This is a genomic window from Martinezella sp. CNPSo 3795, assembly GCF_057784475.1.
Genome location: NZ_JBXSOQ010000008.1, coordinates 91,819 through 104,562, shown reverse-complemented (window position 1 = coordinate 104,562; position 12,744 = coordinate 91,819). Strand labels below are relative to the sequence as shown.

The window sequence follows — 12,744 nt, the reverse complement described above, 5'->3', positions numbered from 1 at the left end:
CAGAGCCCCCCTCATCCGACCCTTCGGGCCACCTTCTCCCCGAGGGGAGAAGGGGAAAGCGAGACTGCTCGATCCACTCAGACATTGCCGAGCGCCCTCTTCCGGTCTTCCGCCTGTGCCGCCAAGATAGCTTTGACCTTCTCGATCAGCTCGGCTTCCGGCACGGTTTCCTGGGCCACGCGGGCTTCGCGCCAGCTGGCATTGTCCTCGATCTCGCCGGAAAGGCGCTTGCCTTCAATCAGATCCTTGATCTGGACGACGCCCTGGGCACGCTCGTCGCCGCCCTGGATGATGGCGATCGGGCAGCCGCGGCGATCGGCATATTTCAGCTGATTGCCGAACTTCTTCCAGTTGCCCTGGAACATCTCAGCGCGGATGCCGGCGGCGCGCAGATGCTGCGTGAAGCGCTGGTAGCGTCCCATGGCATCGACATCGCCGTCCATGACGGTGACAAGCACGGGCTCGATCACCTCGTCCATGCCGAGCTTGCCGAGATTCTTCAGCGCCGTCATCAGGCGCGACACGCCGATGGAAAAGCCTGTGGCCGGCACCGGCTGGCCCATGAAGCGCGAGACGAGCCCGTCGTAACGACCGCCCCCACCCACCGAGCCGAAGACGACCTTCTCGCCCTTCTCGTTGGTGACGTCGAACAGCAACTCGGCTTCGTAGACGGGGCCGGTATAATATTCGAGACCACGCACGACGGACGGATCGATCTTGATGCGATCCGCTCCATAGCCGGCGCTTGTCACAAGGCTGCCGATGAAATTCAGCTCCTCGACGCCTTCGCCGCCTTTGGACGTGCCGGCGACAAGCGCGGCAAGCTGGGCGGCACTTTCGGCATAGTCCTTGATGCCAACAAAGAAGAGCACCTTCTCGATCTGGTCGCTGTTGAGGCCTGCACCCTTGGTGAAGTCGCCGGACTCATCCTTGCGGCCGGGGCCGAGCAGCAGCGCCACGCCTTCCGGACCGAACTTGTCGAGCTTGTCGATGGCGCGCAGCACGTTCAGCCGCTGGGCAGCCTTGTCATCGCCACCGAGGCCGATGGCTTCCAATACACCATCGAGAACCTTGCGGTTGTTGACGCGAACCACATAGTCGCCCCGCTTGATACCCAAGGCTTCCAGAGTGTCCGCCATCATCATGCACATTTCGGCATCGGCCTGTACGCCCGGCGCGCCGACGGTATCAGCGTCAAACTGCATGAACTGGCGGAAGCGGCCCGGGCCCGGCTTCTCGTTGCGGAAGACATAGCCGGCGCGATAGGTGCGGTAGGGAAGCTGGATCTCGTTGAAATTCTCAGCGACATGACGGGCGAGCGGCGCCGTCAGATCATAGCGCAGCGACATCCACTGTTCGTCGTCATCCTGTAGCGAGAAAACGCCCTCGTTCGGCCGGTCGCTATCGGGCAGGAACTTGCCCAGCGCATCGGTATATTCGAACAGCGGCGTTTCGACGGGATCGAAGCCATAATGCTCGTAAACTGCCCGGATCTTGGAGGTCATCTCGTTAACGGCGCGAATGTCGCTGGCCGAACGATCGACAAAGCCGCGCGGCAGGCGGGCCTTGAGCTTCTGCAGTTTCTTTTGTTTGTCGCTCATCTCTAGGGTAATCCGGTATGGGAACAGTCGCGGTTAACTAGCGGATTGGGCTGAATGCGGCAAGGATTGTTATATGTTAGCGGCCGACAAAACCGAGAAAAGCCGGAGAAGGCAGCATAGGGAACCATGCCACACGCAATCGTTTTGAAATGCACGGATAACAGCGCCGGTCCGGTTCTCGATCTCTGGCGGGAGGCGAGCCGGTTCGAAACCTCTCCATCGATGCTGGCACTCAACTATCCGCCGCATCTGACATTTGCAGTCTATGAAGACATTGCCGTTTCCTCCCTCGTCGCCGCCGCTCAAAAGGCCTTCGCGAACGTGCCGCCGCTATCGGTCGAGTTTTCGGGGATCAGCCATTTTCCGGACGAGATGCTGGTGCTTTGGGCGCGCCCAGCCGACGATCGCGTGCTGAGATGCATACACCGCGCCATTCACGACGAGATCGACCCTAGCCTTTGTCATGAGCATTCCCGCCCGGATCGCTGGCAGCCGCACTGCACCATTGCGATGAAGATCCCGGCGAACGCGGCGGAAGAGGCTCTGAGATGGTCGGCCGCAAGGCCAGCCCAGTTTACGCTCACCTTCGATGTGGTGGATTGCATCCGCTTTCCGCCGATCGAAATCATCAGGGAAGTCAAACTGCTGCCTTGATCGCCTTCCAGTGTCCGGGGAATGCAATTCATGCTTGCTTTCACGGATTGCACGGCTAGGTTTCTGTTTATGCGCGCGCTTGCGATCCTGACAATGCTGATTGCCTGGTTGCTTTACGGTGCCATGCCGGCGCTGGCGAATTGCCCTGTCTGCGCTTCCGCCATGTCCCTGTCGGCGACCATGAGCATACATGATGGCATCACCGATATGCCTGGCATGGCCGGTCACGGCAACATGGGCAAGCCCCAGCAAACGAAGCCGGAAAATCCTTGCGCCGGCGGCATGGCGCATGTGGCGTCTTGCGCTGCCTGCCTTGCCTTGATGCCGACCCTTGCAGTCGAAGACGGCAAACACGCCATCTCCTATCCAGTGCCGGCGCCCGGCCAGCGCCTTGCCGGTTCCCTGCCGCAGCCGACAGCGCCCCCTCCCCGTTTCACCTGACGATCTCCTGCATTCAATCGACGAGCGCTGCCGCTCAAATCCAGATACCGTTCAGAAACGGAGAGAATCCCTATGTCTACTTCAAAATCGCTGATGCTTGCCGGCGTATTCGCCTTTGCGATCGCCCTTCCTGCCCTTGCCGACGACATGAAGAGCATGGACATGAGCAAGCCGATGGGCGACCAGAGCGCTTCCAGCAAGGCGTTCAACGACGCCATGGGCAAGATGCACAAGGACATGATGATCCACTATAGCGGCGATGCCGATGCGGATTTCGTCCGCGGCATGATCCCGCACCATCAGGGCGCGATCGACATGGCGAAGATCGAGCTGAAATACGGCAAGGATCCCGAACTGCGCAAACTGGCGGAAGCCGTCATTACCGCGCAGGAAGCCGAGATCAAGGAAATGAAAGCCTGGCTGCAGAAGCACGGCAAGTAATTCACCCGATCACGAGAGGCGGCATCCCTGCCGCCTCTCTTACCGCTCCGAATGCGGACGGCGGAATATCCCATCCAACCAACCGGAAACGGCGCGAATGCGCACGAGTGGACGAAGCTCGGCATGCATCAGCAGCCACATCTCTCGCACCGGCAGATTGCTGTCGCCGCTATTGACGCGGCAAAGACCTCCCACATTCCCGGCCAGGATTTTCGGCAGCAGTGCGCGCCCCAATCCTGAAGCTGCGGCCTGCAGCAGAGCCTCGGCATCGTTGACCGCAAGCTGGCTGGAACGACCTGACTTTTCTGCCTGTGCGGCAATCCAGCGGGCATGCGGCAGATGCGCCATTGCCTCTTCATAGATGATCCACGGCAAATCTTCTGCATGCCTCTCCTGCCCGGCAGCGACGTAGACAGCATAGTCAAGCGTCGCGATCCGCCTGGCGACGACTTTGCCGTTTGTCATATCGGCAGGTCTTGCAAGGCGCAGCGCCATGTCTGCCTCGCGCCGCGTCAGGTTGAGATTTCTGGAATCGCCGATGAGTTCCAATTGCAGGCCGGAATGCTGCGCCAACAGGCTGGGTAGCGCGGGGATCAACAGCCGGCTGATGAAGGATGGCGCCGCCGTGAGGCGTACCTTGCCGAGTGCCATGGGATCGGCTGCATCCAACGCACCCGACAGCGCCATGACTTCGGCCTCGATCGTCTCGGCCTTCGCGACCGCGATCTCGCCCGCTGGTGTCGGCAATAGGGCGCCACCTCCATCGCGCGCAAACAGCGTCGTGCCGAGGCGTTTTTCCAGAATGCGCAGGCGGCGACCGACCGTCGTCGCATCAGTGCCAAGCACTCTGCCGGCGGCGGCAAAGGATCCACCCCGCGCGAGCGCCAGAATATGGCGCAGGTCATTCCAATCGACGTCGTGCAATTTTGCAGCTCCTTACGGCAAACTTACCGCGTGTATCGGCATTATTGCAGTCATAGACTGGAAATATCCAGTAAGGAGATAACGATGACCCTGTTCGCTGTCCTGTTCGAGGATGATCAACAAAACGCCGCCGCGATCCGCAAGGAATATCTGCCTCGTCACTTCGCTTTCCTGGAGGCGAATGCCGCTTCCATCAGGACGGCGGGACCACTCAGCCGGGAGGGCGATGCTTTTGCCGGCGGCCTGTGGCTCGTCGAAGTGGAGACCGCCGATGCCATCGATCGTCTGGTGAAGGAAGATCCATTCTGGGCGGCAGGCCTGCGCAAATCCGTCAAGGTCTTTCGTTGGAACCAGGTATTTGCGGAGGGCGCACTCCTTTAACCGGAGGCATCGTCACATGCTCAGTCCATGATTGCAGGCAGGCGCGCGGCGAGCAGGTCGATGACCACGCGCATCTTCAGCGAAAGCTGTGGCACCTGCGGCCAGACGGCATAGACGTTGACGGGCCGGCTGGAGACATTGAGCACCTGCATGAGCTTACCGGCGCGCACATAGTCCCGCACCAGCCAACAGGGCAGCCACGCAATGCCCATCCCCGCGGCAGCCGCATCCGCAATGACCTCCAGGTCATCGAGACGCAACCGCGTCTGCGGAAAATAGTCGACGGCCGCTCCATCTTCCTGCAGGAAGGTCCATCTCTTGGCTTCTCCCGATCTGGCATAGACGACGAGATCGTGGCTATCGAGATCGGCAATGGTCTGGGGCGTACCTCTGGCGACTAGATAATCCGGCGAGGCGCATAGCGTCATGCGATGGAGGGCGATCTTGCGCGCGGCAAGGCCGGCTTCGTCCCGCAACACGCCGTTGCGAATGGCGAGATCGAAACCCTCGTCGAAGAGATCGACCACGCGATCGCTGAAGGAAAGGTCGAGCTCAAGTTTGGGGTGGATACGCGCCAATTCCAGCAACAGCGGAGCAGCGCAGCGACGACCGAAAAGGACAGGCATGGAGATACGAAGACGTCCGGTAACCTCCCGCTTGCCCGATTCCAGCATAGCCTCGCCAGACTGTATCTCATCCAGCGCCCGGCGGCAGCGCTCATAAAAAGCTTGGCCTTCGTCCGTCAGGCTCTGCATGCGGGTGGTGCGGTGAAAGAGGCGCACATTCAGGCGCCGCTCCAGTCTGGCGATGGTCTTGCCGATCGCCGAGCGGGAGAGATTCATGCGCGCCGCCGCGGCCGAAAAGCCGCCGGCTTCGACCGCCTCCACGAATTCGGGAATGCCGTTGAGCATGTCATTCATGATGATTGCTTCCCTTAAGGAACCAGTAAGCGGAAATAATATCGCCACTGGCGATCAGAAAGCAACGATATGCTCGGTCCATTGCTTCCAATTTCTCTCAGGAGATCATGATGACGAAGACTATGAAGCGCTGGACTCTTGATACGATTGCCGTCGGTGCTCCCTTGAACCTCACGGAAACGGCAGTATCCAAACCCGCGCGCGGCGAAGTGCTTGTGCGAGTCAAAGCCGTTTCACTGAACTATCGCGACAAGCTCGTGCGTGAGACCGGCATGGGCCTACCGATCCAATTTCCCTTCGTGCCGGCCTCCGATATGGCGGGCGTCGTCGAAGCGGTGGGAGACGACGTAACCAGATTCTCCGTCGGCGACCGGGTCATTTCGACCTTCCACCCCGGCTGGATCGACGGCAAGCCGCTCGGCGATGCACGTACACCGCCCTACAAGACGCTTGGCGGCTTCTATCCCGGCGTGCTCTCCGAATATATCTCCATGCCGGAAGGATGGTTCGTATCGGCACCCAAGAGCCTCGATTATGCCGAGGCAAGCACCTTGCCCTGCGCCGGCCTTACGGCCTGGTTCGCGCTGGTGGAACGCGGCAAGGTCAAGCCCGGTGACAGCGTATTGGTGCAGGGAACGGGCGGCGTGGCGCTGTTTGGTCTGCAGATCGCCGCGGCCCAGGGCGCCGAGGTCTTCGTAACCTCCTCTGGACCGGAAAAGCTTGAGCGGGTCAAGGCTTTGGGCGCTCATCATGGCATCGACCGCAACAAAGCCGATTGGGTGGAAGAGGTCTATCGCCTCACCAACGATCGTGGCATCGACCATATCATCGAAATTGCCGGTGGCCCGAATTTCGGCCAGTCCCTGAAGGCGGTGGCGCCTCATGGCCAGATCTCCGTTATCGGTGTCCTCGAGGGCTTCGACATCTCCGGTCCGGTGGCACCGCTGCTGCTAAAGTCTCCCACCGTGCAGGGCATCGGCGTCGGCCATCGCCGCTCGCTTGAAGACTTCGTGCTCGCGGTCGACAGCATCGGCCTGAAGCCCGTCATCGGCCATCGCTATGCACTCAGCGAGGTGCCGGCCGCCTTCGACCAGCTCGATCGCGGCCCCTTCGGCAAGATCGTCATCGAGCTTTGACGTGGAGCCGGGCCGCCGCGAGAAGCTGCGGCCCGGCTTTGAACGATATCAGGCCTTCGGTTCGAAGGGCTGCGGCACGCGTTGGGCACCCTGACGGGCCAGCATCCAGCCGGGATATTCGGGCGCAAGCGCGCTGACCTCATCGAGCTTGGCCATATCGTCGGCATCGAGCTTCAGCTTGACGGCCGCCAAATTCTGATCGAGCTGATCGAGGCGCTTGGCGCCGATGATGATGCTCGTGACGAAGGGCTTCGCCAGGATCCAGGCAAGTGCCACCGTGGCGACGCTTGCACCATGCTTCTCGGCAACTTCGCGCATGGCGGCGACGCAGGCCCAGGCTCGATCCTTGTCGACGGGCGGGAAATCGAAGCTCGCACGCCGGCCCTCGCCGTTGCCCGGGGCGCCCGGGCCATACTTGCCCGAGAGCAGACCACCGGCGAGCGGCGACCAGACCATGAGCCCGAGCTTTTCCTCAGCCATGACAGGCACGATTTCACGCTCCAGATCGCGGCCGGCGATGGAATAATAGGCCTGCACCGTCTCGAAGCGGGCGAAACCGCAGCGCTCGGAAATGCCGAGCGCCTTCGCGATGCGCCAGGCCTGCCAGTTGGAGACGCCGACATAACGCACAAGACCGCGCGAAACGAGATCGTCCAGCGCCCGCAGCGTCTCGTCGATCGGTGTCACGATATCGGTGCCGTGGATCTGATAGAGATCGATATGATCGGTCTGCAGCCGGTCAAGACTTGCTTGCACCGAGTCCATGATATGGCCGCGCGAGGCGCCGCGATCGTTCGGTTTGTCGCCCATGACGCCATAGACCTTGGTGGCGATGACGACATCCTTGCGGGGAACGCCGAGATTCTTCAGGGCTTGGCCGAGCAGCTTTTCGGAATTGCCGAAGGAGTAGACGTCGGCGGTGTCGATGAAGTTGACGCCGGCGGCAAGCGAGCCTTCGACGATCTTGTCGGCCAGAGCCTGGTCGACATCTGCGATCGAGCCCCAGGGCGTGTTGGGATTGGCTTCACCGAAGGTCATCGTCCCCAGGCAGAGTTCGGAGACGAAAAGGCCGGTATTGCCGAGTTGATTGTAACGCATAGGAGAAATTCCCTTGTGGTCAGCCGGAAGACTCTTCCGGCCGGTGAACGCTATCTTTTCGCTATGAATTGGCCTCGGCACGGCAGCCGCTGTCGGCACTGCCCTGGGAGGTCATAAGACAGTCGTCGAGGCCGGGCTCTGGCTCCGCGGCGATCGAGACAACAAGGACATAATGCACCGGAAACCGATTTCAACGCGAGACCTCGGACCGATCACGATGCGGTGACCGACGCTTGCTCTTGCGTCCGACCGGGCGCGGATTAGACTCCAGCCTTCATATCATGCGCAGAACGGATAGATCGATGACGCAACGTCCCCTAACGACAATCGGCTTCGACGCCGATGACACGCTCTGGCAGAACGAACAATTCTATCGGCTGACGGAACTGCAGTTTACCGAGTTACTCGCCGATCACGCCGCAAGCGACGTCATTTCCGCGCGCCTGCTGGAGGCGGAAAAGCGCAATCTTCGTCACTACGGCTTCGGCATCAAAGGTTTCACCCTCTCGATGATCGAAACAGCCATCGAGATCACGGAGGGCGAAGTGCCATCGACCGTCATCGCCCAAATCCTCGATATCGGCCGCGATCTCCTCGCCCACCCGGTCGAGACATTGCCGCATGTGCGTCAAACGCTGGAGGCCCTCTCGGGAAAGTATCTGTTGGTGCTGATTACCAAGGGCGATCTTTTCGATCAGGAGCGCAAGCTTGCGCAATCCGGACTCGGCGACCTCTTCGATGCGGTCGAGATCGTCTCGGACAAGAATGCGTCCACCTATCGCCGCATCTTTTCCAAGGTGGGCGACGGGCCGGAACGGGCCATGATGATCGGCAATTCACTGAAATCGGACATCGTGCCGGCGCTTGCTGCCGGCAGCTACGGCGTCTTCGTGCCCCACGAACTTACATGGTCGTTCGAGCATGTCGAGGAACCGACCGACGCACCACGTTTCCGCAAGATCGGCCATCTCGGCGAATTGCATGGCGTGATCGAAGCGTTGCAATAACCCTTACTGTCCCTGCTTCGAACGCGGCGGAAACAGCATCGGTCCCTGATCCTTCTGCTGATCAGCCGGCGCCTGCTGCGCGGCCGGCGGATTGGGGTCGATGAGGATCTCGTATGGCGCACCGAGACCGCGCCGGCGCGTGACGCGCGAATAATAGGGCTTGATCAGCCAGGTCGTATCCTCATTGACGGTGACGTCGGCGGTGTTGCCGTCTTCATCCGTGCCGAAGAAGGATTCATCCTCGCTCGACGAGAGGTCGAAGATCGCCATATAGGCATATTTGCTCTTCGAGCTGAAGGTAATCCGCACATGCTGGCCCTTCTTCAGCGGCAGCATGTAGACCTTGCCCTTGCCGAATTTCGTCCAGCCCGTCAGCCGCTCGAGGACGGCCGGCAGGGCGATCTTTTCAAGCTTTTCGCCACGATCGAGCTGCGGCAGCTGCTGTTGCTGGGTATTGCTTTGCGCATGGGCCACTGCGGCGTTGAACAGCGCAACCATCGTCAGCGAAAGACCAAGAAGCACAGCTCTCACGGTCGCACCAATGCGCAACGCATCGCCTCCACCTCTTTCCGGCAATAGCAGCCCTCGATGTGGTCGTTGACCAGGCCCATGGCCTGCATGAAGGCATAAACTGTGGTCGGGCCGACAAAGGTCCAGCCGCGTTTCTTCAGATCCTTCGAAATCCGCACCGAAGCCGCTGTGGTCGGATTGGCGCGCAGATGGGCAAGGTCAAAGATCTCCGGGCGCTCGGCGGCGGTCGGCTCATGGCTCCAGAAATAGCGGGCGAGCGAACCGAATTCGTCGCGCATCTCAATGGCGCGGCGAGCATTGTTGATGGTGGAAACGATCTTGCCGCGATGGCGGATGATGCCGGCATCGCCGAGGCAGCGCTCGATATCAGCCTCGCCAAACTTGGCGACTTTCTCGAAATCGAAGCCCGCAAAAGCGGCGCGAAAATTCTCGCGCTTGCGCAGTATCGTCAGCCAGGACAGGCCCGACTGGAAGCCTTCGAGGCAGATCTTCTCGAAGAGTCTGATGTCATTGACAACAGGCCGACCCCATTCCTCGTCATGATAGCGCTGATATTCCGGCAGATTGCCGTGCCAGAAGCAGCGGTCCTTGCCATCTTCGCCGGTGATAATGCCTGTTTCGGCCATTTTCGCGTTTCGTCCCCTATTTCAGCAGGCGCTACCGGGAGCCGGTATGCAACTATCGGATAAATTGAGATCAATCAAACGCTTAAATTCATAGACTGACTTCGACGACCGCGCATTCCGATTCATGATTTACCACTTGCAAACCATCTGTCCAAACCAAGCGGTAACCCTGACAAAGCTTTATCGGCTTCGCGGCATTTTGATGAATAGATGTTTACCATTCGCTCGCGTGCAAGTGGCACCATGGTTTCGACCGGGTGCTTTCGCGCCCATCTTCGGCCCATGTGTAGAGAGTTTGTCCGATGATGAAACATGCCGTCCTGTTTGCCGCGGGCGCTCTAAGCCTGCTTGCCTCCACCGCCTTTGCCGACGATCGCTATCAGTCGCGCCCGCCCGTCATCGTCAGTCCCGATCTGACCGCCCCCTGGGTGATGCAGCTTGGCGGCGGCAACGTGCAGCCGGTCGTCTATCCCCGCCCGATGGCGCGCCGCGCCGCCGATCCCAGAATGGAGCAGCAGGCCAATCCGCAGGTGCGCCAAGTCGTGCAGCCGCGCGGGCTGTTTGCACGTCCCGCCGTGCAGCAGGTCGCCATGGCTCGTCCGCAATATCCGGCAATCCGTGGCCAGATCGATCCGCAGTTCCTGCCGCAGATCGTCGACTATCAGACGAAGGAAAAGCCCGGCAGCATCGTCATCGATACCAATAACCGTTTCCTTTATCTGGTGATGGATGGCGGCAAGGCGCGACGCTACGGCGTCGGCGTCGGCAAGCCGGGCTTCGAATGGGCCGGCGCTCACACCGTGACCCGCAAGCAGGAATGGCCGGACTGGACGCCGCCGGCCGAAATGATCTCCCGCGAAGCAGCCAAGGGCCATTATCTGCCGGCGCACATGGAAGGCGGTGAAGGCAATCCGCTCGGCGCCCGCGCCATGTATCTCGGCTCCACCCTCTATCGCATCCATGGCACCAACGCGCCCTGGACGATCGGCAGTGCCGTCTCCTCCGGCTGCATCCGGCTTCGCAACGAGGATGTCATCGACCTCTACAACCGCGTCAAGGTCGGCACCCGCGTCACCGTCATGTAATCTTGAACGACGGGGGACCTGTGCGGCGATACTATCCCATCGAAGGGGCAGTATTCGCCGCACCGGAAAGCCCTCCACTATAGTTCAGACTATAGTCTGATCCGCGATAGAAGAGAGGCCGGTTCTTCCAGGCCATTCTCCTCATCGGGCATTTTGATCTTGATCCCTTCGTCGGTTCCGGTAGTTTCCTAGCGAATTCAACGAGGGGAATGCCATTATGAAAGCAGCATTGTCGATCGTGACGACAGGTGTCGTTGCGGCGTGTCTTCTTGCAGCATCGAACGCAGCAGCCTTCACCGCTTCAGCACCCATTGCGACGTCGGCCACGCGCGCCGACGTAATCAAGGTGGCGATGGAACCACAGGGCCAGGTGAAGCCGCAGTTTCAGCGGCGCATGGTGCGGCTGGCAACGAACGAGGAGCCGGGCACAGTCATCGTCGACACCAACAACAAGTATCTCTACCTCGTCGAAGGCAATAATCGCGCAAGACGCTACGGCATCGGCGTCGGCCGCGATGGCTTCGGCTGGTCGGGCGTGGTCAAGGTCGGCCGCAAGGCGGAATGGCCCGGCTGGACTCCGCCGCCGGAAATGATCGTTCGCGAAGCCAAAAAGGGCCACAAGCTGCCGGCCTATCAGGAAGGCGGCGAAGATAACCCGCTCGGCGCGCGCGCCATGTACCTCTATCGCAACGGTAACGACACCGCCTTCCGAATCCATGGGACCAACCAGCCATGGAGCATCGGCCTCAACATGTCCTCCGGCTGCATCCGCATGATGAACAAGGATGTGATCGATCTCTATGACCGCGTTCCGGTCGGCACGAAGGTCATCGTCGTCGGTCCCGGCAACAAGCAGGGCGAGGTCAGCTACCAGGATCGCGGCGTCGATGTGCTGAGAACCCTGTTCGGCGGCTGATAGACTCCGCCCGAATCAGGCATCAAGATAACGGGCGTCCTTTCCTGGCATGGCATCATTCACGCCACGGAAGGATGCCCGTATCACTTGTAATAGCCTATTGCATGCAGGCGCGGATGGAGACACTGTTGCGCCGGTGTTACAGCCTGAAACTTATCACGCTGCACCGCTGAAAAACGGAGCGTCGCCTTCAGTTTGACGTCAGTTTTCCCGCCTAAGCCGTACTTGCCGACCCATGACTGCAATAGAAGTGTCATGGAAGCGCGTTTAGATGGCGGCACTTTGGCATTCGGGGATTTCATATGCATCGTGCATTTCGCATCAAGCAGCCGGCATTCGCCGCGCTTGCGACTTCCGCATTCGTATTTGCCGCAAGCTCTGCCTCGGCAGAGATGCAATTTTCCGCTTACGGCGGCATACAGGGCGCGACAGGCAGCAATGTGACCACGTCGGACGGCGCCGATTTCGACCCGAACTGGTCGGGCAAATCCTTCAAGATGCCGCCCTATTTCGGCTTCCGCGGCATCTGGTGGCTCGATGAGTTCGACAAGCCGAACTGGGGCGTGTCGCTCGATTATACCCATGCGAAGGTCTATGGCGATCTCGGCAATACGCCCGGCTGGTCGCATTTCGAATTCACAGACGGCCTGAACATGCTGACGCTGAACGCGCTCTACCGCTTCCAGGATCCGAGCCGCAACTGGACGCCCTATGTGGGCTTGGGTGCCGGTATCAACGTGCCGCACGTCGAAGTCACCCGCGCATCGGGCACAACCTTCGACTACCAGTTCGGCGGTGCTTCGCTGCAGGCACAGGCGGGCGTCAGCTATCAGTTCGCCAAGCACTGGTCGACCTTCGTCGAATATAAGGGCAACTACAACTTCGTGAACAACGTCTCGATCGACAGCGGCGATACGCTGAAGACCAGGGTCTTTACGCACGCGCTCGACTTCGGCGTTTCGTTCAACTTCTGACGTCCTTCC

The 12,744-nt window shown here is 60.3% G+C and carries 15 protein-coding genes; 9 read left to right on the top strand and 6 right to left on the bottom strand.

The features are described from left to right. Nucleotides 1-77: 77 nt before the first annotated feature. Nucleotides 78-1,601 (bottom strand): histidine--tRNA ligase, encoded by a 1,524-nt coding sequence (gene hisS, locus AC13QY_RS21515; RefSeq protein ID WP_113353835.1) that lies wholly within the window; start codon nt 1,599-1,601, stop codon nt 78-80. A gap of 126 nt (nt 1,602-1,727) precedes the next feature. Here hisS and AC13QY_RS21510 point away from each other — a divergent pair, with 126 nt between their 5' ends. The 3 genes from AC13QY_RS21510 to copM all read left to right on the top strand — a co-directional run bounded on the left by AC13QY_RS21510 (nt 1,728) and on the right by copM (nt 3,137). After that, entirely contained in the window at nt 1,728-2,255 is a 528-nt protein-coding gene (locus AC13QY_RS21510; protein WP_113353834.1) for a 2'-5' RNA ligase family protein, read from the top strand. A gap of 30 nt (nt 2,256-2,285) precedes the next feature. Further along, nucleotides 2,286-2,696: a hypothetical protein gene (locus AC13QY_RS21505; protein WP_233788598.1), complete on the top strand. Its 411-nt coding sequence runs from the start codon at nt 2,286-2,288 to the stop codon at nt 2,694-2,696. A gap of 72 nt (nt 2,697-2,768) precedes the next feature. Then, complete coding sequence (gene copM / locus AC13QY_RS21500) at nt 2,769-3,137, top strand: CopM family metallochaperone (protein ID WP_113353833.1); 369 nt, start codon at nt 2,769-2,771, stop codon at nt 3,135-3,137. A 39-nt stretch (nt 3,138-3,176) separates the two neighbouring features. Here the strand turns inward: copM and AC13QY_RS21495 are convergent, their stop codons facing one another. Further along, nucleotides 3,177-4,061 (bottom strand): LysR family transcriptional regulator, encoded by an 885-nt coding sequence (locus AC13QY_RS21495; protein WP_246661100.1) that lies wholly within the window; start codon nt 4,059-4,061, stop codon nt 3,177-3,179. An 84-nt stretch (nt 4,062-4,145) separates the two neighbouring features. On the opposite strand from AC13QY_RS21495, the gene AC13QY_RS21490 reads away from it, so the two are divergent. Further along, nucleotides 4,146-4,442, top strand: a complete 297-nt coding sequence (locus AC13QY_RS21490; protein WP_113330149.1) for a YciI family protein — start codon at nt 4,146-4,148, stop codon at nt 4,440-4,442. A gap of 20 nt (nt 4,443-4,462) precedes the next feature. Here the strand turns inward: AC13QY_RS21490 and AC13QY_RS21485 are convergent, their stop codons facing one another. Then, the gene (locus AC13QY_RS21485; protein ID WP_113353832.1) at nt 4,463-5,362 is read right to left on the bottom strand and encodes a LysR family transcriptional regulator; all 900 of its coding nucleotides are present in this window, start codon (nt 5,360-5,362) and stop codon (nt 4,463-4,465) included. 110 nt (nt 5,363-5,472) lie between these two features. Here AC13QY_RS21485 and AC13QY_RS21480 point away from each other — a divergent pair, with 110 nt between their 5' ends. Next, entirely contained in the window at nt 5,473-6,498 is a 1,026-nt protein-coding gene (locus AC13QY_RS21480) for a zinc-dependent alcohol dehydrogenase family protein (RefSeq protein WP_113353831.1), read from the top strand. Nucleotides 6,499-6,546: 48 nt separating this feature from the next. Here the strand turns inward: AC13QY_RS21480 and AC13QY_RS21475 are convergent, their stop codons facing one another. After that, nucleotides 6,547-7,596 (bottom strand): aldo/keto reductase, encoded by a 1,050-nt coding sequence (locus tag AC13QY_RS21475; RefSeq protein WP_113353830.1) that lies wholly within the window; start codon nt 7,594-7,596, stop codon nt 6,547-6,549. A 302-nt stretch (nt 7,597-7,898) separates the two neighbouring features. Here AC13QY_RS21475 and AC13QY_RS21470 point away from each other — a divergent pair, with 302 nt between their 5' ends. Then, nucleotides 7,899-8,603: an HAD family hydrolase gene (locus tag AC13QY_RS21470; protein WP_015338919.1), complete on the top strand. Its 705-nt coding sequence runs from the start codon at nt 7,899-7,901 to the stop codon at nt 8,601-8,603. Between the two features lie 3 nt (nt 8,604-8,606). Here the strand turns inward: AC13QY_RS21470 and AC13QY_RS21465 are convergent, their stop codons facing one another. Next, a complete protein-coding gene (locus AC13QY_RS21465) occupies nt 8,607-9,101 on the bottom strand; it encodes a hypothetical protein (RefSeq protein ID WP_173002507.1) in 495 nt (164 codons plus the stop codon). 29 nt (nt 9,102-9,130) lie between these two features. Beyond that, the gene (locus AC13QY_RS21460) at nt 9,131-9,760 is read right to left on the bottom strand and encodes a DNA-3-methyladenine glycosylase I (RefSeq protein ID WP_113353829.1); all 630 of its coding nucleotides are present in this window, start codon (nt 9,758-9,760) and stop codon (nt 9,131-9,133) included. A 302-nt stretch (nt 9,761-10,062) separates the two neighbouring features. On the opposite strand from AC13QY_RS21460, the gene AC13QY_RS21455 reads away from it, so the two are divergent. From AC13QY_RS21455 to AC13QY_RS21445, 3 genes are all read left to right on the top strand, one after another. Beyond that, a complete protein-coding gene (locus AC13QY_RS21455) occupies nt 10,063-10,845 on the top strand; it encodes a L,D-transpeptidase (RefSeq protein WP_113330142.1) in 783 nt (260 codons plus the stop codon). A 217-nt stretch (nt 10,846-11,062) separates the two neighbouring features. After that, a complete protein-coding gene (locus AC13QY_RS21450; protein WP_113353828.1) occupies nt 11,063-11,761 on the top strand; it encodes a L,D-transpeptidase in 699 nt (232 codons plus the stop codon). 302 nt (nt 11,762-12,063) lie between these two features. Beyond that, a complete protein-coding gene (locus AC13QY_RS21445) occupies nt 12,064-12,735 on the top strand; it encodes an outer membrane protein (RefSeq protein ID WP_113353827.1) in 672 nt (223 codons plus the stop codon). Nucleotides 12,736-12,744: the final 9 nt, after the last annotated feature.